Here is a 21968-nt window from a genome sequence, read left to right as displayed (position 1 = left end):
TTAAGCATCCTGCCAGGCCCGCTTTGCCTCAGTGATAGCAGCCAGTCGCGCGCGCTGGATAGCCGCGCCGATGGCTGGTCCCTGTAAGCCACTGGCGACTATCGCGGCCACATCAACAGCTGAGGCGGCCTTTACCAGCTGTTGCAGGTAAGCCGCTTGCGGATAGTCGGCCTGTTCAAAGCCGGTGCGGCCACGTAAATCGGCTGTACAGCACAGCAGTACATCGCTCAGTTGCTGAGGTTTACGCCAGACATCAACGCCATTAAACAGCTTTAACACGGTAGCCGGTTTTAATTCGCGGGCTTTATGTACCAGTTGATGATACTCACATACCTTTAGCGCCAGTTCTTTACAATCATTGGGTACCCGCAGCCGCTGGCACAACTGCTCAATTAGAGTAAGACCGGTATATTCATGACCATGATGTGCCGGCAGCACTTCTGCTGGAGTCACACCTTTACCTAAATCATGTACCAGTGACGCAAAGCGAATAGTTAACTTATCTGACAAAGCCGCTGCCTGCTCCAGCACCAGCAGCGTGTGTAGCCCGGTGTCAATTTCCGGATGCCATTTCTGTGGTTGCGGTACGCCCCATAATGCTGCCAGCTCAGGCATAAGGGTTTTCAGTGCGCCACAATTATACAGTAACTGAAAATAAGCGGCCGGGCGCTGACAGCTTAATGCTTTGGCGGTTTCCTGCCATACCCGCTCCGGACTTAAGGTTGTCAGCTCACCACTGCTACTTAGCTGGCGCATCAGCGTCAGTGTCTCGCCAGCCACACTAAAACCCAGATGGGCATAACGGGCATAAAAGCGGGCAACCCGCAGCACCCGCAGCGGATCTTCGGCAAAAGCGTCGGAGACATGGCGCAGAATTTTCCGCTCTATATCGGCCTGACCACCAAAAGGGTCAATTAACTTACCATCGCTGTCCCGGGCAATGGCGTTAATGGTCAGATCGCGACGCTGTAAATCCTGCTCCAGAGTAACATCGGGTGCGGCGTACACGCTAAAGCCGGTGTAGCCCTTACCGTTTTTGCGTTCGGTGCGGGCCAGGGCATGTTCTTCTTTGGTTTTCGGGTGTAAGAAAACCGGGAAATCTTTTCCCACCTGCTGATAGCCTGCGGCCAGCATTTGTTCCGGGGTGGCACCAACGACGACCCAGTCCCGTTCATCAAACGGATAGCCGAGAAGTTCATCCCGCACAGCACCACCAACAAGATATATCTGCACATGCTTTCCTGATTGCTTATTTTTTGCCATTATAGCGCCGTCAGCCAATTTTGCAGCGCTATTAACCCAGGATGCTTTGATGTATACCGGTTTTTTCGGTTTAACCAGCCCACCTTTTTCCATCGCCCCTAACCCGGATTTTATGTATCTGGGCGCCCGGCATACTGAAGCATTGGCCCATTTACGTTATGGCCTGGGCGATGCCGGTGGCTTTGTGTTGCTTACCGGTGAAGTCGGCACCGGTAAAACCACGGTATCGCGTTCATTGTTGCAGGAACTGGACACCGATACCGATGTCGCTTTTATCCTGAACCCGACATTGTCTGAGCTGGAGTTGCTGGCAGCCATTTGCGATGAACTGAAAATCCGCTATAAAAAAGCCGATGCCAGTTTAAAGCTGCTGGGTGATAAAATTACCCAGCGCTTGCAAAAGAACCATCAGGCGGGCAGGAAAACCATTTTAATTATTGATGAAGCCCAGCATTTGCAGCCGGCAGTACTGGAGCAGTTACGGCTGTTAACCAACCTTGAGACCAATACCAAAAAATTGCTGCAGGTTATATTAATTGGCCAGCCGGAATTACAGCAATTACTGCAACGAAATGACTTACGCCAGTTAGCGCAGCGAATAACAGCCCGCTATCATTTACTGCCGCTGGATTTAAACGAAGTACAGCATTACTTAAAATACCGGCTGCAGGTCGCAGGCTGCAGCCGGCCGGTGTTCAGTCCAAAAGCAGTAACCGCACTTTATCAGCAAAGTGGCGGTATTCCGCGCTTGCTGAATTTACTGGCTGATCGGGCCATGCTGGCAGCCTACAGCCAGCAAAAACCGATGGTAGAGGTGGCGCAGGTACAGCGCGCCGCGGGCGAGGTATTGCCACTTAACGCCGTCGGCGCTGCGGCTAATGCCCGCGTAGTATTACCTGGCTGGTTCTGGCCGTTACTGGCCGGCACTGGTATAGTTGTCGGATTTTTACTGGCGATGGTTTTAATGCCCGTATTTAACGGTTGAGACGTTAAAAGGCTAAGAGGTTAATAGTGTCAATTTTAATGGATGCACTGAAACAACAGGTCGAGCCGACGACAGCAGCCACTACTGCATCTGCTACAAATGGCTGGCGCAATCTGGCATTGCTGCTGGGGTTTTGTCTGGCCGTGTTACTGGGCGTTGCGCTTGCCAGCTGGTGGCAACATACACAGGTAGCCAATGCTGAGGTTGCGGTTACTGTCAGCCCGCCAGCACAACCCGATCTTGCCGACAGCACCAGCATTGCCGCTGCCCTGCAGAGTGCTGAACCTGATGCCGCAGCCCAGCCTCAGCAACCGGTGCAGGAGCAATTTACAGCTGAACCGAAAGTGGTCAGCGTTACTGCACCCACTGCAGAACAGCAATCAGCCCAGATAAGCAGACAAGCGGAGCTGGCAGCGCTGCCAGAGGTTGAAGTATCTGATGAGTTACGTCAGCGCTTTGCCTCGGCCATGGCAGCCAGTGACGTGGATAATCGTCAGTCAAGGTCTATGGCCAGGGGTAACAGTGCCCCGGCGCAGGATATCAGTGAGTTAGCACCGGCATTGCAACAACAGATACCGCCGTTGAGATTTGAGGCTCATGTCTACGCTACCCAGAGTACCCAGCGCTGGATTAAAGTTAATGGTAAAAGCCTGCAGGAAGGGCAGTGGGTGACCGCGGATATTCAGTTATCTGAAATTACTCCGCATTTTGTCTTGCTGAAGATGGGTAATGAATTATTTAGTGTGCCAGCACTGACTGACTATAAATAGTTACGGACATCGAGCCCGTATTTTTTCAAATCGACACAGCCTTCAATATGTTCTTCCTGCTGGCGTGATAAGTCCATCACTTTAGGAACAATGTGGTGCTGGTGCACGCTATGGTAAAACAACTTTACTTTGGGCTGAGTCGGCTTTTTCGGGTTATTTTCGAGCACCAGCGCCAACTTGCCGGTAGTAAGCTTTACTACCGTGCCTGGCGGGTATACGCCGATGCATTTAATAAACAACTGTAATAGTTCAGCATCCAGTTGTAATGGTGTCAGGCTAAGTAAATAGCGTGACGCTGCAACCGGGCTCTGGTTGCTGTTGGCCGGATTAGTCAGTTTTTCATACTGATTAACAATAGCCAGCATCTGACTGCCTTTAGCTATCTGGTTACCTTTAATCGGTGGTGAGCCACTGCCATCAAGCAAGGCACAGTGCTGACTAATCCACAGCGATACCTGACCGGCTAAATCTTTATTGCGCTGCAGTGCCGCCAGGCTGGTGCCGATGGCGGCATGATCTGCCTGATTCATTAGCTCCGGCTTTAATGCTTTACCGACATCATGCAGCAAGGCCGCAGTGATTAATGTTTTGCTTCGATCGCTTGGCAGATTGATAAATTTGGCGAAGGCTGCGATGTAAACCGCGCAGTTAACACTGTGCTGTAACAGGCTGTCGCTTTGCTCTGCGATCCGGGTTAAACACAGCAACACATCCTGGTTGCGGCTGACCGAGTCAGACAAGCCGGCGCTGACTTCATGCACCAGCATTAAATCAATGGGTTGCTGACTTCGGGTTGCCTCTAATACTAACTGCTGCACCCGTTGGCTTTGTAATAAGGCTTTTTCGGCGCGGGGCCATTCATCTGCGAATAAATGGCGGGCCGGGGTGGTCTCCGGCTCGGTGGCTACCGGGGCGGTTTTTTCCGGAGCCGGCGTTGGTACAGGTTCTTCGCCGGGCAAAAATCTGGCAGGGTCGACAAGCACAGTCTGCACCCCTTTGGCCTGCAATTGGGCAATAGCTTGCTGGCTGCGAACCCAGCCGGCATGCTTAACGATAATATCACCGCGTTGTTCTACAACTTCAACAACATAGCTGCCAGGTTGCAGCTCAGTGACAGAGACTTTTTGATATGCCATCCAATTGCCAGCTTTAACCTATGCCAAAAAAATGTAAACTGATTATACGTTACACCACTTAACCTGACGTTAACGAGTCGATTAAAAGCCGGGTTCCTGCGGTTAAGCGGAGCAGTTCAGCATTTCGTTATTTAATTTATGCTAAGCATAGCAAAAGCTAACAAATTTGTTGTTTTTGTTTGTTATCGGCCGCTGACTGACCAGACTGGTTATTTTTAGTAATTATCGGTATATAATCGTGCTATTAGCTCCTTAGCCTGACAGCTGAAACCATGACCTTACCGTTAAAACCCAAAAACCTGGATCGGATTGACCTGAATATTCTCGATACCCTGCAAAAAGAAGGGCGGATAGCCAATGTTGATCTGGCAAAGAAGGTTAACCTGAGTGCCAGCCCTTGTATTGACCGGGTTAAACGGCTGGAAAAAAATGGCTATATCGAAGGCTATGGTGCGCGGTTAAACGCCACTATGCTGGGTTTTGGTACCACGGTTTTTATTGAAATTACCCTGGATAATACCACCAGTGCGGTGTTTGATCGGTTTAAAGATGAGGTATTAAAAGTGCCGCATGTGGTCGAGTGTCATATGGTCGCGGGCGGCTTCGACTACCTGTTAAAATTGCGCTTGCCGAATATGGATGCCTACCGGATTATTCTGGAGCAAATTGTTGATCTGCCCGGGGTTGTTAAAAATCATACTTACGTGGTGATAGAGCAGGTAAAACGTGATACCGGGCTGCCGCTGAAAGCCAACGACAGCCTGGGGTAGAGTGGGTTACATCCAGCGCTCGCTATCGCGACGCTTAGGCCACAACGCCGGTAATACCAGGCCGAAAATCAGGCCGATTAATAAGATGGCAGAACCAATTACCATCGGGTTTTGCCAGATACTGGTTTGGGTTGCTTCCAGCTGGGTTTTCAGTTGTTCGTACGAGCGGTTTGCCTGAGCTAACTGTTCCTGCGCGTTTTCACGCTCAGCAATAGCGCTGTTAAGCTGGCTGGTTAGGTTATTACGTTCCTCTTCGAGTTGTTGCAGCTGCGTCTGCTGGTTTTCAACGCGCTCAGTCAGGGTATCCAGCTGAGTGACCAGACCGGGGGTATAGCTGATATATTCCTTCGGTAACCAACCGGTTTTATCACCATCATACCTGATTTGCGCATAGTCATTGTCTTCACTGATAAAGGTCACGTCCTGACCGGCATTAATGGTACCGACAATCCGGTACTGATTACCCGGACCTGAATGCAGATAAACAAACAGCGCATCACTGATAAAAGCCGGTTTTTCTTCCGCTGATTGCTGGGCCATTAGCGGCAAGCTCAATGTCATAATAAATAATGGCAGGAAAAATTTCCGGGAAACAAAGCTGCGAAATAAGCTAAACATAGGTATCCTAATTCAATCTAAGCAACGGTTACGCTGGTACAGGGGTTAACACAGTACTCCGGATGATAGGGAGTTGTCAGCAACTTGACAAGTGTAAAAGTTGGCCGGGCTCGCCGCAGCCTGTTACAGAGGATAGCCTGATATGAGTATAGAGCTGGAATTAAAGTTTTTATTAGCGCCGGCAGACAGCCATCCGCTGCCTGTGCTGTTAGCCGCCAGTGGTACAATCACAGACAATGGTCCGGCAGCCCTGCTGAACGCTTATTACGATACGCCGGACAACTGGTTCCGACGCCATAATATGGGGTTACGTACCCGGCTGAAAAATGGCCGATTTGAACAAACTATTAAACTGGCAGGCCAGCAACATGGTGCCTTACAAGCCAGGCCGGAATTCAACTTACCGGCTGCTGATATCGTGCCGGAGTTAACGGCCTTCCCTGCTGAGATCTGGCCTGCTGATACTGATGTTCAGGCATTGCAACAGCAGTTAACTGAGATATTCCGCACTGACTTTATTCGCCATAGCTGGCAGCTTGCCTGTGAGGACAGCGTACTGGACGTGGTGTACGACTGTGGTGAAGTTATCGCCGGCAAAAAAACAGAATTAATTGCCGAGCTGGAACTGGAGCTGCTAAGTGGCAGTATCAATCCACTATTTCGGGTCGCTGAACAGTTAATCAATAAACTGCCGCTGCGCACCGGCTGGCTTAGTAAGGCTGCACGGGGTTATCTGCTGGCAGATATCCAGCAACTGACTATGCCGCTGGCCGAGCCGCAAGGGCTTATTGCTAATCTGAGCGCGCTGCAAACGGTTGAAGCTTTATATTATCGCCGACTTGCCGCTGAGTCTGAGGCATCACAACAATTGCCGTTGCTTAAGCAGGCCAGTCGCTATCTGCAGGGCCTGAGTGACGAGCTGACAGCTTTGCAATATAAAAGCTACAGCGCTCAGGCAGAGGCGTTAGCTGGCCAGTTACAGCAAGGTGTGGTGGTATTTTCGCAACCGCTCTACAATAGTTTTTTGCTGGCACTCACTGTCTTGTTGTTACAGCAAAGCGGTGTGGTAACGGGCCAGGAGAAATTATGAATCAGCCCGGCAATTACTGGCAGGAAGCCTTTAATCAGCTCAATGGCCCTGAGCTGGCTGTCAGCGAGCAACAGCAACTTATCAGATTGTTAAAAGCCAGTTTGTTTTTAGGTCGTACCTTAAGCCGCCAGCCGGAATTAGCAGCTGTGCTGCTGGATAAGGACGCCCTGGTCCAACAGCTGGGACAGAGCTGGCAGGACCCGCTTACCTCATTTGATTTAACCGATGAAGCGGCAGTATTCAGCCGGTTACGGCGTTACCGCAACCGGGCACTGGCTATGTTGCTTACAGCCGATATTTATCAGTTGCAAACTATTGAGCAGGGGCTGGCCAGAGTATCCAGTCTGGCAGACTGCCTGATTAACAGTGCCTACCGCTGGGCATATCAGCTGCAACAGCAACATAATGGCACACCGTTCGACGAGCACGATATGGCGATGCCGATGCTGATCCTGGGGATGGGTAAACTGGGGGGCAAAGAGCTTAACTTTTCCTCTGATATTGATCTTATTTTTACCTATCCAGGGCATGGTGAAACCCAGGGCGGTCGAAAATCTCTTGAGCATCAGCAATTCTTTACTAAAGTCGGCCAGAAACTGATTGCGGCATTACATCAGGCGACAGCTGACGGCTTTGTCTACCGGGTTGATATGCGACTGCGGCCCTTTGGTGACAGTGGCCCTTTGGTGCTCAGCTTCGCTGCACTGGAAGATTATTACCAGGAGCAGGGCCGCGATTGGGAGCGTTATGCGCTGCTCAAAGCCAGAGTGCTTAATCCTGACTCACAGCATGCGCCAGAACTGCAAAAATTATTGAAACCTTTTATTTACCGGCGCTATATCGATTTTTCAGCAATTGAGTCACTGCGGCGGATGAAGCAGCTGATCGAGCAAGAAAACCGGCGGCGTAATCGGGTCGACAATATTAAGCTTGGTGCCGGTGGTATTCGCGAAGTGGAATTTGTGGTGCAAACCCTGCAATTAATCCGCGGTGGCCGTATCCCGCAATTACAGCAGCAAAGCCTGCTGGTGGCGCTGGATGGCCTGGTGCAGCATGAGATGTTAACAGCCAGCCAGGCCGCAGAGTTAAAAGCTGATTATTTATTTCTGCGCCGGGTGGAACAGGCGCTGCAGGGGATTGACGACAAACAAACCCAGACTCTGCCCGCAGATCAGAGTGGCCGGGCACAACTGCTGGCTTGTCTGAACATCGCTGCCTGGCCAGATTTGCAGCAACAGGTGGCAGACGCCATGGCCAGGGTGCATCAGCAATTTAAACTGGTTATTGACAATGAAGATACCCCAGAGCAGCAAGAATTAGGGTTGGGCCGTTTGCTATGGGGCAGTCAGTTGCCGGCAACAGAGCTGGCAGAGCAGCTGGACTGGCTCGACTCAGACGCTGCAATTGAGATGATTGAACATTTGCAGGCGTTTCGCCAGGATTGTCAGAAACGCAGCGTCGGCCCGCGGGGCCATGATTTTTTAAGCAAGCTGATGCCGATATTATTGCATTTGCTGCAAACCGAACAGGCGGAAAGTTTAGTGTTGGGCCGGGTGCTTGGCGTGTTCCGGCAAATTATGACCCGTACCGCATATCTGGAATTATTATTTGAAAATCCGGCAGCATTGCAACAACTGGTGCTGTTATGTACCCAAAGCGGTTGGCTGGCGGAGCAACTGGCCCGCTATCCGATGTTACTCGATGAGCTGATTGACCCCGAGCAGTTATACCGGGTGGCCGATAAAGCCGATTATCAGGACCGGTTACGCCAGTATTTACTGCGGGTGCCGGATGATGATCTGGAACTGCTGATGGAAACATTCCGTCAGTATAAACAGGCGCAGCAATTGCGGATTGCGGCAGCCGATATCAGTGGCGCCTTGCCGTTGCTGCAGGTCAGTGATCATTTGACCTGGTTGGCAGAAGTGGTCATGGAGCAGGTGGTCACGGTGGCATGGCAACAGATGACCGCGCGTTACGGCCTGCCGGTAGGTGCCAGCGATACGGATCGCGGCTTTGCTGTGATTGCCTATGGCAAAATGGGCGGTCTGGAGCTGGGTTATGGCTCTGATCTTGATCTGGTATTTGTCCATAACTGCGACAGTCTGGCCAGTACCAGTGGCGACAAGGCAATAGATTCGCGCCAGTTTTATCTGAAATTAGCCCAGCGGGTGTTGCATCTGGCCACCACCCGTACCAACAGCGGCGTGCTGTACGATATTGACACCCGGCTGCGTCCTTCCGGTAACTCAGGCTTGCTGGCGATTCATATCGATACGTATTTCCAGTATTTGCGGGATGAAGCCTGGACCTGGGAACATCAGGCGCTGGTCAGGGCCAGACTGGTTATCGGCTCTGAGCAGATGACAGGCCGTTTTAATAAAATTCGCGCCGATATTATCAGGCTTAAACGCGACCCGGACCAGTTACGGCATGATGTTATTACCATGCGCCAGAAGCTGCGTAATCACCATGGCAGTGCCGACGATGATGTTAAACACAGCACCGGGGGCATTGTTGATCTGGAGTTTATCAGCCAGTATCTGGTGCTGGCACATGGCAAAGCCCACCCGGCATTATACCGGTTCAGTGACAATATGCGGATCCTGGAGGCGGCCGGTGACGCCGGGTTACTTGAGGTGCAGCAGGTCACTGAATTGCAACAAGCTTATCAGTTACTGCGGGGCTGGGGCCATCGTCTGACTCTGGCGCCGGCCAGAGTGCCAACTGAAAGCCGTCTGGCAGCTGCGCGTGCTACAGTAGAGCAGATCTGGCAGCAGTTATTTACGGTTAGCCAGCAAGATTACCAGCAAGATTAACTGCTGCTGATCGGCTTACAGTGTTGCTTCAGATAAGGGGTAAGGCGGTCGGTAATAACGGCCGCCCGTTCGTTCGGGCAAAAATAGGTTAGTACCGGCTCGGCAAAGTCAGGAGCAATGGCTTTACCAATATTTTGCACGGTGCCAAGCAAGGTGGTGTCGGTTTGAAAATATTGTTTTACCACATAATCGCGCGGCAACGTCCAGTATAATTCTATGCCTTCGCTGCGGGCATAGTTACTCAGGGTGGTTTTCAGGCTTTCACCGGCGCGGAATCGGCGGTCAGTGACTAAACCCTGCCAATCTGCGGCAGCTGGCAACACTTCACGACCGCGCTGGGCCAGGTTGCGGCTTAACTGGCCACTGGTATCGGGTAGCGCAATATGATAGTCACTCTGATCGTTACCACCAGCCTGATTACCACGAATTTTGGCGTAAAACTCACTGAAACCGCGCGCTGCGGTATTAACCGTTTCCTGTTTAAAAATCATATCTGCTTTGGTCAGCAGCAAATAACCGCCACCTGCCAGCACCCCCAGAATAATCAGCGTACGTATCCAGAACCCCATTACTATTGCCCCCGGCCACTGCTGGCGGCAATTGCCGGCTTATACAACGACGGGTCGTCCGGCGATGGCCGGGTTTTAAAACGACGGTGTAACCACATGTATTGCTCCGGATGGTTCAGTACTGCCTGCTCAACCCATTGATTCACCCGGGTGACATCGGTTTTATCATCGCCGCTGGGGAAATCAGCCAGTGGCGGCAGCACTTCAATTTGATAGCCCTGATAACCCGGTAAACGATAAGTATAGACCGGGATCACCACACAGTTGGCAGCATTGGCAAACAACAGGGTACCGGTGGTGGTAGCGGTTTCTGCCACAGCAAAAAACGGCACAAATTCGGCGCGGTTGCGGCCATAGTCCTGATCCGGCAGGTAAAAACATACCTCCTGCTGGTTCAGGGCCTGAATTAATCCTTTCACATCGCGTTTACCTACCATATATTTATTGGCACGGTTGCGGCCATGGTATTGCAGGTAATCCATTAACGGGTTGTTGTGGGGCCGGTAAAAGCCAACGCTGGGGTGGGTTAAACCAAATACCCGGCAGGCAGCTTCCAGATGCAGGAAATGCCCCGCCAGCAGCAGTACGCCTTTGCCTTCTGCTAACGCTGCTTCAATATGATGGTAGCCCTGAAAATGGGCCAGTTTACGCACCCGCCAGTTTGGCCACCACCAGCCAATAAGTGTTTCAAACAAGGCTTTACCTGATTCGGCAAAATTCGCTTTAAGCAGCGCCTGTTGCTGTGCTGCCGGCATATCAGGAAAACACAGGGCAATATTGCGGGCCGCGACGTTACGCCGGGAGGACATAAGTTTATACAGCAGTGCACCGACCCCCGTTCCCATCAGCATTAATAACCGGTAAGGCAGCCAGCTTATCAGCCACATCAGGCCGACACCCAGCCATAATAACCAGTATTTTGGCAGTAAAAAACGCCAGCTAAAACGGGGAGCATTAACCACAGCGGCTGTCTCATCAGAAAATAATGGGGCTATTGTAACGGAAAAAACCGGCCAGAAAAGGCCAAACTGGTAGGAGGTTCACCGCCAGGGCGGTGAACCTTAGCAGGGATTACTCGGTTAATGCCTGATTTATCGCCAGCAGGTCCTGCTCGGACAGGTTGCCAGCAGCCTGTTTCAGCGACAGAATCGCAATAACATAATTGTAACGGGCACCGGCCAGATTACGGCGTGCTTCAAACAAATTACGGGTACTTTGCAGCACATCAACAATAGTCCGGGTGCCGACTTCAAAGCCGGCATCAGTGGCATTTAAGGCGCTTTCTGCCGACACCACGGCTTGTTGCAGGGCGCGGATAGTAGCAATATTGGCGTTAATATCGTTAAACGATACCCGCACCTGGCGCACTGCAGTGCGGTAGCTTTGCTCTAAATCCTGACTGGCAGCGACATAGTTGGCTCGGGCCACATCAGTTGCCGCTACGGTGCCGCCGCCACTATATAACGGTACCCTTAAATTTAAACCGATACTGTTATTATCAAATCGCGGCGGATTACTACTTTGCACCATGCCAGCAAATTTTCTATCTGCTTCGCCATCCTCTGTGCCATAGCTTGCTTCGAGGTTCAGAGTGGGATAGTGACCGGCTTTGGCAATTTCAATATCATTCTGCGCCACATCCAGCGCCAGCTTATTGGCTTTGATATTCAGGTTCTTTTCTTCGGCGATATTGACCCAGGCATCCGCAGTAGCAGGCGATGGCTGCACGGTATCAAATTTGCTGGTATCTAAACTGGCCAGTTCGCTATGATACTGACCGGTAATTTCGCGCAACGTTTCGCGGGCGGTTTCCAGCATATTCTGGGCGGCTATTTCTCTTGCAACGGCACTGTCATACTGCGCCTGAGCTTCATGCACATCGGTAATAGCGGTTAAGCCTACCGCAAAGCGTTGCTTGGTTTGCTCCAGCTGGCGTTCAATCGCCTTTTTTTCCGCTTCGGCAAAGCCTAAATCATCGACAGCTTTAAGCACATTAAAATAAGCCTGTGAAACGCGGACAATTAAGCCCTGCATTTCGGCATCCAGAATGGCCTGACTTTGCAACGCCAGTTTTTCGGCGGTATTAAGGTTTTCCCAGTTGGTCCAGTCAAATATTGACTGACTTAACCCAACCTGTGCACTCCAACCCTTGGATTCTATTTCAAGGTTAACCAGATCGTCTCCAATGAATGCTTGGCTTTCGCGCATACTTCTGCTGTAACCCGCTGTAAGATTTACCTGTGGTAGCAAGCGGGCTTTGGAAATATCAATCCGCTCTCTGGCGGCATTACGAACGGCTTCTGCCCGTAATAGCTGCGGATCTTTCTGAGTGGCCAGCTGATAAACAGTGGCTAAATTTTCAGCAAAGGCGCTAACGCTGAAAACGGTCAGCGATGACAGAATTAAAGTACTTAAAATCGTTTTTTTCATAATCACCAAGTCCTGGCTTAACGGAAACTGCCCAAATGATAACCTGTTACGGTAAACTAAGTCAGGATTAAACCGTAAAGTTACCGTCAAGAGTGTAACAAAATGTGAGGGCAGACATGTCTGAAGTCAATAACACCGATTATCCATCATTTGCCGCGCAAGATGTAGAGATAATCGATAAAAGCACGGTTTTTCAGGGTTTTTTCCGGGTTGAGCGTTGCCAGCTGCGTCATAAACTGTATGGCGGTGGCTGGAGCAACACCATGGTGAGGGAGATTTTTGAGCGGGGCCATGCGGTTGCTGTGTTACCTTATAATCCACAAACCGATGAGCTGGTGCTGATTGAACAGTTTCGGGCCGGTGCGATGATTGAAAACCGCAGCCCCTGGTTGCTGGAAATTATTGCCGGTATGATAGATAAAAACCAGAGCGCCGAGCAAACAGCCCGGCGTGAGGCGCTGGAAGAGGCCGGGCTTGAGCTTGGCGAACTTTGGCCTATGCTTAGTTATTTTTCCAGCCCGGGGGGCAGTACAGAACGGGTGCAGTTGTATCTTGGCCGGTTAACCCGCGCTGTTTTACCTGGCATTTATGGTCTGGCCGCTGAGCATGAAGATATTAAAGTGCAGTTATTGTCCCGTACTGACGCCATGCAATTGCTGGCAGAGGGCAAAATTGACAATGCTGCCAGCGTCATTGCACTGCAGTGGCTGAGTTTACATTTAACCGAGGTGCAACGCGCCTGGAGTCATAATGCTGTTGACTAAACCGCGGCAATATCAGCCGCAGTTACCCGATTTTTTAAGTTTGTGCGAGCGCAACTTCGCCCGCTTAAGCCGCTTATTACCAGCCGGTTTTAAACCCGGCCTGCAGTGGCATATTGCCATTACTGCACAGCACCGCTATCAGTTAACGGTGCTGGAATGCGGGCCCTTTACCACCCGGGTGCAAATTGAACTGGTCAGCAATGACAAAACAGCATCTGGCAATACCTATCTGAGCACCGGTTTTGATGTGCAGCTTTACCATGACGCCCGCCTGGCCGAAGTGGTGCGGGTAGCCCGTTATCGCCAGTTTGCTGCGCGTTATCCCTATCCTAATCCGCAAATGATGCAACCTGATGAAAAACGGCAGATAAACCAGTTACTGGCTGACTGGCTGAAACTCTGTATCAGTCAGGGCTATAATGCTGCGGTGGAGCTGCAGTAATGACAGTAGTGCAGTTAACCGGCAAAACGCATTATCAGATAATTCAGTTAAGCGACTGCCACTTGCTGGCCAGTATCGACGGCGAGTATCAGGGGGTGAAGCCCGGCCGTTATCTGCAGCGCGCTATCCGGGCCATTGCCAATTGCGCCAGTCCGCCCGATGCGATAATCCTTAGTGGCGATTTAAGCCAGGACCACAGTGCTGAATCCTATCAGTTGCTGGCTCATTTGCTTGCGCCACTGCGCTGTCCGGTGCTGGTGCTGCCGGGCAATCATGATGATTATCAAAATCTTAACTGGTTAGCTGCTCAGCCGCCTCTGCTAAATGCAACCAGTTTGCAGCTTGCCGACTGGCAGTTACTGCTACTGGATACCAAAGGCGAGACGCCAGCCGGATATTTCGGTGCAGCAAGACGCGATGAACTGGCACAACGTTTTGCCTGCAGCAGCGCTGATCATTTCTGGTTGTTCAGTCATCATCACCCGCTGCCGGTTGGCAGTGCCATTGATAAGCATGGCTGGCAGGATGCCGGACCGTTCTGGCAATTGCTGGCGACAGAGCCCCGGGTAAAAGGGCTGGCCCATGGCCATTGTCACCACGGCTATACCCGGCAGCATCAAGCCATTCAGCTGGTTGGTTGCCCGGCCAGCTCAGTGCAGTTTTGTCAGCAGGACAGCTGGCACACTTTGGATCGGGGGCCCATGTATTGTCAGTGGCAGTTTGCTGCAAATGGCCAGGTTAGCTGGCAATTTATTACTGTCAGTGAATAACTTGGTTAACAGGAGAGCGCAGCGTTGACCCTTTACTATTTGCATGGCTTTGCCAGCTCATCGCTGTCGGTTAAAGCAGTACAGGCCAAAACGTTTTTTGCCAGACACTATCCGGCACACCCTTTTGTTGCGATGGATTTAGCCTATACCCCGGCTGAAGCGATAGCGCAGTTAACAACAGCGATGAGCAGCGCGCCGCCGACTGCCATTATCGGCAGTTCACTTGGTGGCTTTCTGGCGACGGTGATGGCCGAACGTTATCAGTGCCGGGCCTGTGTAATTAATCCGGCTGTGGCGCCACATCAGGTGCTGACAGGTTATCTGGGAGACTATTATCATCCGGTATTGCAGCGCCATTTTACTGTGCAGCAACAGCATATGGCAGCGCTGGAGCAACTGATGCCGGTACGCTTGCAACAGCCTGCAAACTATTTAGTGCTGTTGCAAAGCGGTGATGAAGTGTTAGATTACCGCAAAGCCGATAGCTATTATCAGGGCGCCCGGCAACACGTAGTAAAGGGTGGCGACCACAGCTTTATCGGTTTTGCCGATTATCTGCCGGCCATTGCTGAATTTTGCCAGTTAGTGCCGCCTGCCAGTGCAGGCTCCCAGTGATTAGACAGTGACAAAAAATATGACAGAACAACTGTACAACGCCGAATCGATTGAAGTTTTAACCGGGCTTGAGCCAGTACAGCGCCGTCCGGGCATGTATACCGATACCACCCGACCAAACCATCTTGCCCAGGAAGTCATCGATAACAGCGTCGATGAAGCGCTGGCCGGTCATGCCGATTTAGTGCAGGTTATTTTGCATGACGACCAGTCTTTGGAAGTCATCGATAACGGTCGTGGTATGCCGGTTGATATTCACCCGGAAGAGGGCGTGTCGGGTGTCGAGCTGATTATGTGCCGCCTGCATGCCGGCGGTAAGTTCTCCAATAAAAACTACCAGTTCTCCGGCGGTTTGCACGGGGTCGGCATTTCTGTGGTCAATGCGTTATCAAGCCGGGTAGATGTTAGTATTCGCCGTGATGGTAACGTATACGATATTGCCTTTGAGCATGGTAATAAAGTGACAGAGCTGGCCGTTACCGGCACCGTCGGTAAACGCAATACCGGTACCCGACTCAGGTTCTGGCCCACGCCTTCTTATTTTGATTCACCGAAATTTTCAGTCAGCCGCCTGCTGCATGTGCTTAAAGCCAAGGCAGTATTGTGTCCGGGGCTAACGGTTAAATTTGATGACAAGGTAAACCAGCAGCAATACAGCTGGTGTTATCAGGCCGGCATTCGCGATTATCTGGCAGAGGCGGTACAAAACTATGTCGCGCTGCCGGAACAGCCTTTTGTCGGCAACTTCAGTGGCTCTCAGGAAGCGGTAGAGTGGGCGCTACTGTGGCTGCCCGAGGGCGGCGAGCTGGTTACTGAAAGTTACGTTAACTTAATTCCGACCGCCCAGGGCGGTACCCATGTTAATGGTTTACGCCAGGGCTTACTGGAAGCGTTACGTGAATTCTGTGAATACCGCACCCTGCTGCCACGCGGCATTAAGCTATCGCCGGAAGATGTCTGGGACCGCTGCAGCTACGTGCTGAGCGTAAAAATGCAGGATCCGCAATTCGCCGGCCAGACTAAAGAGCGCTTGTCTTCGCGGCAGTGCGCCGCTTTTGTCTCGGGCATTGTAAAAGATGCCTTTAGCCTGTGGTTAAACGAGCATACCGATATTGCGCTGGCCCTGGCGGATTTCTGTATTAACAATGCGCAGAAACGGTTAAAAGCGGCCAAGAAAATTATCCGCAAAAAAGTCACGTCGGGTCCGGCGCTGCCCGGCAAGTTAACCGATTGCTCGGCCCAGGATTTAAACCAGACGGAATTATTTCTGGTCGAGGGTGACTCTGCCGGTGGCAGTGCCAAACAGGCCCGGGATCGCGAGTTTCAGGCAGTGATGCCGTTACGCGGTAAAATTTTAAATACCTGGGAAGTGGAATCGGGCCAAATTCTGGCCTCGCAGGAAGTGCATGATATCTCGGTAGCCATTGGTATCGACCCTGACAGTCAGGATTTAACCGGGCTGCGTTATGGCAAAATCTGTATTCTGGCCGATGCCGACTCAGATGGTCTGCATATCGCCACCTTACTTTGTGCCCTGTTTATGCGCCATTTCAGCACCCTGGTGGCCGCCGGCCATGTGTATGTTGCCATGCCGCCCCTTTACCGGATAGATATTGGGAAAGATGTCTATTATGCGCTGGATGAAGATGAAAAAACCGGTGTGCTGGATAGGATAGAAGCTGAGAAAAAGCGCGGCAAGGTTAACGTGCAGCGCTTCAAAGGCCTGGGCGAAATGAACCCACTGCAACTGCGGGAAACGACAATGGACCCGAATACCCGGCGTCTGGTGCAGTTAACCATTGATGATGTGGCCCAGACCATGGAACTAATGGATATGTTGCTGGCAAAAAAACGGGCGACCGATCGGCGCGACTGGCTGGAGTTAAAAGGTGACCGGGCGCTGATTGCGTAGCGCTGCGGCCGGAATGCCTGGATAACAGAATAAAGGATGTGAAACTGTTTTGATGAGAATCTGCCGCAACTTACTACTGCTTTTATGCCTCTGCATCAATTTTATGCTACAGGCTGAGCCAATCCCGGGCTGGCTGCTCGAGCTTGACAGTATGAAGCACCGTCAGCCTGAGCAAAGTCTGGCACGGCTTACCGAGCGGCAAAGTGAGTTTGCCAGCCAACCGGATAACGTTAAGGCTTACTGGTTACGCCAGCAGGCTGCGTTGTATAGCGCGCTTGGCCGGCACCAGCAGCAACAACAGGCGGCCCGCCAGGCGCTGGAATTATTGCAGAACTCGGAGTCGGCGCTGAAAGTGGAAGTATGGTATGAGCTGGGCTATGCCCTGGAAATGCAGGTTCAGCATACAGAGGCGTTACAGCATTATCAGCAGGGCACAGCGTTAGCCACCTTACTGGACAATGAGAAACTGATTTTACGTGGCCTGATCAATCAGGCTGCCATTATCAGTGAACAGAATAATGATCAACAGGCATTAACTTTATTAAAAGACGTATATCAGCGGGCTGAAATCCTGCAGGACCCGGAAATTCTGGCTGAGGTTAATGCCCAGCTGGGTTTAATGTATTCGTCGCTGGCATTTGAAGCGGATGCGCTGGAGTTTCTGCAACGGGCGCTGGGGCTTTATCAGCAACTGGGCTGGGTTAAAAATGAAATTGCGGTGTTGTTTAATCTGGCCCGTACCTACAGCTATCAGGAACAGTATCAGCAGGCGCTGGACCACTTTAATCAGATGTTGCAGCGCAGTCTGGCAGCCAATGACAGCGTAAATTTATACCATGCTTATCTGGGGCTGGCGATTACCAGTGCCGAAATGGGCCGCACCGAGACGGCACTGGGTTATATCGAAAAAGCCGAGCAATATCTGACCCATTTACAGTCAAGTTATCATGTGCAGTCGCATCATTATGAAAAAGCACTTATTTATCGCGACCTAGAACAAACCTCGCTGGCAATGCAACAAGTGATGCTGGCAGAGCAGGCGGCCAGAGAGCCGGCCGAGCAAGCCGACCATGTTATGCTGGCGATTACCTTGCTGCGCGCAGAGCTGTTGGCGCAGCAGGACCAGTATCAGAAAGCTTACCTGACGCTAAATGATTTTATTGACGGCTTTCAGCAGCTGCGTAATAAAGAAAATGAGCTAGCGCTGGAGCACATGCGGCTGGAGTTTGACAGCGAACGCCAGCGGGTACGCACCAGCTTACTGGAAGCGGAAAATGAATTAAAAGCCCTGCGCTTGCAGGAAGTGGAACGCAAGCGGCAGATCCAGATGCTATGGCTGGCGATTCTGGGCTGCACAAGCCTGATTTTACTGGGCATAGTATTGTGGCAGTTCTCCCGGCGTGCCGGTAAAGCCAACAGAAAAAATACCGATTTACCGCTGTAAATCAGCCATATAACGATTTAGCTGCAACGAAATCAGTTTACTAATAACAGGAACCGGCATGACAGAAACGGTGTTATCCCAGGACGGTGTAGAGCAGTTGCCGCTACGCCGCTTTACTGAAGAAGCCTATTTAAATTATTCGATGTACGTCATTATGGACCGTGCCTTACCGCATATTGGTGATGGCTTAAAACCGGTGCAGCGGCGTATTATTTACGCGATGTCAGAGCTGGGTTTATCGCATCTGGCCAAATATAAAAAGTCGGCCCGTACCGTCGGTGATGTGCTGGGTAAGTTCCATCCGCATGGCGACAGTGCCTGTTATGAAGCCATGGTGCTGATGGCACAGCCGTTTTCATACCGCTATCCGCTGGTCGATGGTCAGGGCAACTGGGGCGCACCGGATGATCCGAAATCCTTTGCCGCCATGCGTTATACCGAAGCCAAATTATCCCGCTTCAGTGAAGTGTTGTTATCAGAGCTGGGATCGGGTACCACCGACTGGTCACCCAATTTTGATGGTACCCTGGAAGAGCCGAAAGTCTTGCCGGCTCGCCTGCCGCATATTTTGCTTAACGGCATTACCGGTATCGCCGTTGGTATGGCAACCGATATTCCACCGCATAATGTGCGCGAAGTGGCTAATGCCTGCGCGGCCTTACTCGATAACCCGCAAAGCAGCATCACTGATTTAATGCAGTATGTTAAAGGCCCGGATTACCCGACCGATGCTGAAATTATCAGCCCGGCCAGTGATATCGCTGCGATTTATCAAAGCGGTCGCGGTAGCATAAAAATGCGGGCGGTCTATCAGCTGGAAGATGGCGATATTGTGCTGACCGCACTGCCACACCAGACTTCAGGTGCCAAAATTCTGGAGCAAATCGCCGGCCAGATGCAGGCGAAAAAATTGCCAATGGTCAGTGATTTACGGGATGAGTCTGATCATGAAAACCCGACCCGGATTGTCATAGTGCCACGTTCCAACCGGGTGGATATTGAGCAGCTGATGCAGCATTTGTTTGCCACAACCGATTTAGAGCGCAGCTACCGGGTTAACTTAAATATTCTGGGGCTGGATCAGCGGCCGCGGGTAAAAAACCTGCTGGAAATTCTGACCGAGTGGCTCAGTTTCCGTCGTGACACGGTACGTCGCCGTCTGCAGTACCGGCTGGACAAAGTACTCGACCGGCTGCATGTATTAGAAGGTTTATTAACTGCCTTTTTAAATATCGACGAAGTGATCCGGATAATCCGCACTTATGATGAGCCCAAGCCAGAGCTGATTAAGGCATTTTCGCTCAGTGAACGCCAGGCAGAAGCCATTCTTGAATTAAAACTGCGCCACCTGGCAAAGTTAGAAGAGATGAAAATCCGCGGCGAGCAGGATGCATTAACTAAAGAGCGCGATAAGTTGCAAAGTATTTTAGGTTCGGAGAAAAAACTGACCAAACTTATCCGCGATGAGTTGCTGGCCGATGCCGAAAAATACGGTGATGAGCGACGCAGCCCGCTGGTGACCCGCGAAGAAGCGAAAGCCCTTAGCGAAAAAGAATTACTGCCCAGCGAGCCGGTAACGGTAGTACTGTCGGAAAAAGGCTGGGTGCGCTGTGCCAAGGGGCATGATGTTGATGGCAATGCCCTAAGTTACAAGGCGGGGGATGCCTTTAAGGCGATGGCCAGTGGCCGTTCTAATCAGCAGGCAGTGTTTATCGATTCCAGTGGCCGCAGTTATGCCACCGAAGCGCATGAGCTGCCCTCTGCCCGCGGCCAGGGTGAACCCCTCAGTGGCCGCTTTACCATCGTCGCCGGCGAAACGGTCGATCATGTGTTATTAGGGGATGAAAAACGGCCATTGCTGCTGGCCAGTGATGCCGGCTATGGCTTTGTAGCTGAATACAGTGATTTACTCAGCCGCAATAAAGCGGGTAAAGCCGTACTCAGCTTGCCGGTCGGTGCTAAAGTGTTGCCGCCGTTAGTGGTAAAACAGCCCGATACCGATTTGCTGCTGTGTATCTCGAACGAAGGCCGGATGCTGGTGTTCCCGATCAGCGAGTTACCCAAGCTCAGTAAAGGTAAGGGCAACAAGCTGATGTCTATTCCGTCAGCCCGTGCTGCCAGTCGGGAGGAGTACGTTTGTCAGCTGGCGGTGGTGCCGGCCGATGGCGGCGTTACCCTGGTGGCGGGTAAGCGCAAACTCAGCCTGAAAACTGCTGATTTAGAGCATTATCGCGGTGAGCGGGGCCGGCGTGGTAATAAGCTGCCGCGGGGTTTGCAGCGGATTGATGAAGTACAGTTGCAACAGGGCGCTGCCGACAGTATGCCAGCTGATGAAACAGCCAGTGATCAAACCAGCAGTGACAACTAAAGCCGCTATACTGTGCCCCTTTTATCCCAAAGGGGCCCGATAGTGATTGCGGTAGTTCGTTTAATATTACTGACGTTATTTTTTATCATCAGTACAGTAGCAGGGTTAATCGTCTGTTTGTTCAGGCCCTTTCACCCTGATAATGTCGCGTTGTTCAGCCGCTGGTATGGCAAGGTCTCCTGGATCCTCGGTATCGACGTTGAAGTGCGGCGCGATCCGGCCATCATTGCCGGTGAGCCCTATGTGTTTATCGCCAACCATCAGAACAACCTCGATTTATTTACCCTAAGTGGCACCGTTTTGCCACGCACGGTAACCATTGGCAAAAAAAGCCTGAAATATATTCCGTTTTTCGGCCAGTTATACTGGCTCAGCGGCAATATCATGATTGACCGTGATAATAAAAATAAAGCACTAAGTACCATGCTGGCTGCAGCTGAGCGAATTTCGCAGCATAAAATTTCAGTCTGGATGTTCCCCGAAGGTACCCGCAGTTATGGCCGTGGTTTATTACCCTTTAAAATGGGTGCTTTTCATATCGCGCTGGAAGCAAATGTGCCACTGGTACCGGTAACGATGAGCAGCACTCATGGTCAGTTTAAATTTAACCGCTGGAATAACGGCAAAGTGATTGTCCGCTTTGCCGCGCCAGTGCCGCTGAGCAAAGACGATAACCTGCGCCAGTTTGCCAAAAATATTCGATTACAGATGGCAGAACAAATCAGCCAGCTTGATGAAGAGCTCGGCAACGACTACACTGCGCGAAACAGCAAATCAGAAGAGTAATTGCATGGAAAACTGGCAGGAATTTACTGAAGACACCATAGGCGCGCTGCTGGAAGATGGCAGCGATCCGGATGCACTTTATACCGTTGAACACCATTTCTACGATAAAGACTTTAACAAGCTGGAAAAACTGGCGGTAGAGTTGTTTAAGATGGGCTATGAAGTCACCGACGCTGAAGAGGTCGAGTTCGAAGATGGCGCCAGTGCCTGGGTGTTCGATGCTATTCGTGAACAATCATTGGAAGTTGCCCCGATTGTCGCCGATGCGATAAAGCTGGAACAACTGGCCCATAAACACGGCGTAGAATACGACGGCTGGGGCACCTACTTTGAAGGTGACGAAGAAGACTTCGAGCTGGACGACGACGAAGAGTAAGATATTGTTTAGCAATAAAAAAGCCGCTTTATAGCGGCTTT

20 protein-coding genes are annotated in these 21968 nt (G+C 51.3%); 14 read left to right on the top strand and 6 right to left on the bottom strand.

Going from position 1 to position 21968, the window contains the following annotated elements:
• Positions 1-1233 carry a multifunctional CCA addition/repair protein gene (locus R3187_RS04300; RefSeq protein WP_318965471.1) on the bottom strand — a complete coding sequence of 411 codons (1233 nt, stop codon included), beginning with the start codon at positions 1231-1233 and terminating at the stop codon, positions 1-3.
• A gap of 79 nt (positions 1234-1312) precedes the next feature.
• Here R3187_RS04300 and R3187_RS04295 point away from each other — a divergent pair, with 79 nt between their 5' ends.
• Both R3187_RS04295 and R3187_RS04290 read left to right on the top strand, forming a co-directional pair.
• On the top strand, positions 1313-2248 hold the full coding sequence (locus R3187_RS04295; RefSeq protein WP_318965470.1) for an AAA family ATPase: 936 nt from the start codon (positions 1313-1315) through the stop codon (positions 2246-2248).
• A 26-nt stretch (positions 2249-2274) separates the two neighbouring features.
• On the top strand, positions 2275-3018 hold the full coding sequence (locus R3187_RS04290) for a general secretion pathway protein GspB (protein ID WP_318965469.1): 744 nt from the start codon (positions 2275-2277) through the stop codon (positions 3016-3018).
• On the opposite strand, the gene R3187_RS04285 is transcribed toward R3187_RS04290, so the two are convergent.
• Positions 3009-4154, bottom strand: a complete 1146-nt coding sequence (locus R3187_RS04285; RefSeq protein WP_318965468.1) for an HD-GYP domain-containing protein — start codon at positions 4152-4154, stop codon at positions 3009-3011. The genes R3187_RS04290 and R3187_RS04285 overlap by 10 nt on opposite strands.
• 272 nt (positions 4155-4426) lie before the next feature.
• Here R3187_RS04285 and R3187_RS04280 point away from each other — a divergent pair, with 272 nt between their 5' ends.
• Positions 4427-4924: an Lrp/AsnC ligand binding domain-containing protein gene (locus tag R3187_RS04280; protein WP_318965467.1), complete on the top strand. Its 498-nt coding sequence runs from the start codon at positions 4427-4429 to the stop codon at positions 4922-4924.
• Between the two features lie 6 nt (positions 4925-4930).
• On the opposite strand, the gene R3187_RS04275 is transcribed toward R3187_RS04280, so the two are convergent.
• Positions 4931-5542: a TIGR04211 family SH3 domain-containing protein gene (locus tag R3187_RS04275; RefSeq protein ID WP_318965466.1), complete on the bottom strand. Its 612-nt coding sequence runs from the start codon at positions 5540-5542 to the stop codon at positions 4931-4933.
• A 142-nt stretch (positions 5543-5684) separates the two neighbouring features.
• Between R3187_RS04275 and R3187_RS04270 the strand changes: the two genes are divergently transcribed.
• On the top strand, positions 5685-6632 hold the full coding sequence (locus R3187_RS04270; RefSeq protein ID WP_318965465.1) for a CYTH domain-containing protein: 948 nt from the start codon (positions 5685-5687) through the stop codon (positions 6630-6632).
• The gene (gene glnE / locus R3187_RS04265) at positions 6629-9451 is read left to right on the top strand and encodes a bifunctional [glutamate--ammonia ligase]-adenylyl-L-tyrosine phosphorylase/[glutamate--ammonia-ligase] adenylyltransferase (protein ID WP_318965464.1); all 2823 of its coding nucleotides are present in this window, start codon (positions 6629-6631) and stop codon (positions 9449-9451) included. Before R3187_RS04270 ends, glnE begins: the two co-directional genes overlap by 4 nt.
• Here glnE and R3187_RS04260 read toward each other — a convergent pair.
• The 3 genes from R3187_RS04260 to tolC form a co-directional block, all read right to left on the bottom strand.
• Positions 9448-10020: a TcpQ domain-containing protein gene (locus tag R3187_RS04260; protein WP_318965463.1), complete on the bottom strand. Its 573-nt coding sequence runs from the start codon at positions 10018-10020 to the stop codon at positions 9448-9450. The two genes, glnE and R3187_RS04260, sit on opposite strands and share 4 nt — an antisense overlap.
• A gap of 2 nt (positions 10021-10022) precedes the next feature.
• On the bottom strand, positions 10023-10982 hold the full coding sequence (gene lpxL, locus R3187_RS04255) for an LpxL/LpxP family Kdo(2)-lipid IV(A) lauroyl/palmitoleoyl acyltransferase (protein ID WP_318965462.1): 960 nt from the start codon (positions 10980-10982) through the stop codon (positions 10023-10025).
• Between the two features lie 109 nt (positions 10983-11091).
• Positions 11092-12450: an outer membrane channel protein TolC gene (gene tolC / locus R3187_RS04250; RefSeq protein ID WP_318965461.1), complete on the bottom strand. Its 1359-nt coding sequence runs from the start codon at positions 12448-12450 to the stop codon at positions 11092-11094.
• Positions 12451-12566: 116 nt separating this feature from the next.
• Between tolC and nudF the strand changes: the two genes are divergently transcribed.
• The 9 genes from nudF (at position 12567) to rraB (ending at position 21927) form a co-directional block, all read left to right on the top strand.
• Complete coding sequence (gene nudF / locus R3187_RS04245) at positions 12567-13214, top strand: ADP-ribose diphosphatase (RefSeq protein ID WP_318965460.1); 648 nt, start codon at positions 12567-12569, stop codon at positions 13212-13214.
• On the top strand, positions 13201-13656 hold the full coding sequence (locus R3187_RS04240) for a DUF1249 domain-containing protein (RefSeq protein WP_318965459.1): 456 nt from the start codon (positions 13201-13203) through the stop codon (positions 13654-13656). Before nudF ends, R3187_RS04240 begins: the two co-directional genes overlap by 14 nt.
• On the top strand, positions 13656-14426 hold the full coding sequence (locus R3187_RS04235; RefSeq protein WP_318965458.1) for a metallophosphoesterase: 771 nt from the start codon (positions 13656-13658) through the stop codon (positions 14424-14426). The genes R3187_RS04240 and R3187_RS04235 overlap by 1 nt, the downstream gene beginning before the upstream one ends.
• A gap of 24 nt (positions 14427-14450) precedes the next feature.
• Positions 14451-15041: a YqiA/YcfP family alpha/beta fold hydrolase gene (locus R3187_RS04230; protein WP_318965457.1), complete on the top strand. Its 591-nt coding sequence runs from the start codon at positions 14451-14453 to the stop codon at positions 15039-15041.
• A 19-nt stretch (positions 15042-15060) separates the two neighbouring features.
• Positions 15061-16953, top strand: coding sequence for a DNA topoisomerase IV subunit B (gene parE / locus R3187_RS04225; protein WP_318965456.1), 1893 nt, complete (start codon positions 15061-15063; stop codon positions 16951-16953).
• A gap of 103 nt (positions 16954-17056) precedes the next feature.
• Entirely contained in the window at positions 17057-18397 is a 1341-nt protein-coding gene (locus R3187_RS04220) for a tetratricopeptide repeat protein (protein WP_318965455.1), read from the top strand.
• 58 nt (positions 18398-18455) lie between these two features.
• Entirely contained in the window at positions 18456-20765 is a 2310-nt protein-coding gene (gene parC / locus R3187_RS04215) for a DNA topoisomerase IV subunit A (protein ID WP_318965454.1), read from the top strand.
• Positions 20766-20807: 42 nt separating this feature from the next.
• Entirely contained in the window at positions 20808-21551 is a 744-nt protein-coding gene (locus R3187_RS04210; RefSeq protein ID WP_318965453.1) for a 1-acylglycerol-3-phosphate O-acyltransferase, read from the top strand.
• 4 nt (positions 21552-21555) lie between these two features.
• Positions 21556-21927 carry a ribonuclease E inhibitor RraB gene (gene rraB, locus R3187_RS04205; RefSeq protein WP_318965452.1) on the top strand — a complete coding sequence of 124 codons (372 nt, stop codon included), beginning with the start codon at positions 21556-21558 and terminating at the stop codon, positions 21925-21927.
• The last annotated feature ends 41 nt before the right edge of the window (positions 21928-21968 follow it).

This window comes from Arsukibacterium sp., from assembly GCF_033721375.1.
Classification (GTDB): domain Bacteria; phylum Pseudomonadota; class Gammaproteobacteria; order Enterobacterales; family Alteromonadaceae; genus Alishewanella.
This window is presented reverse-complemented; position numbering and strand designations above follow the sequence as displayed.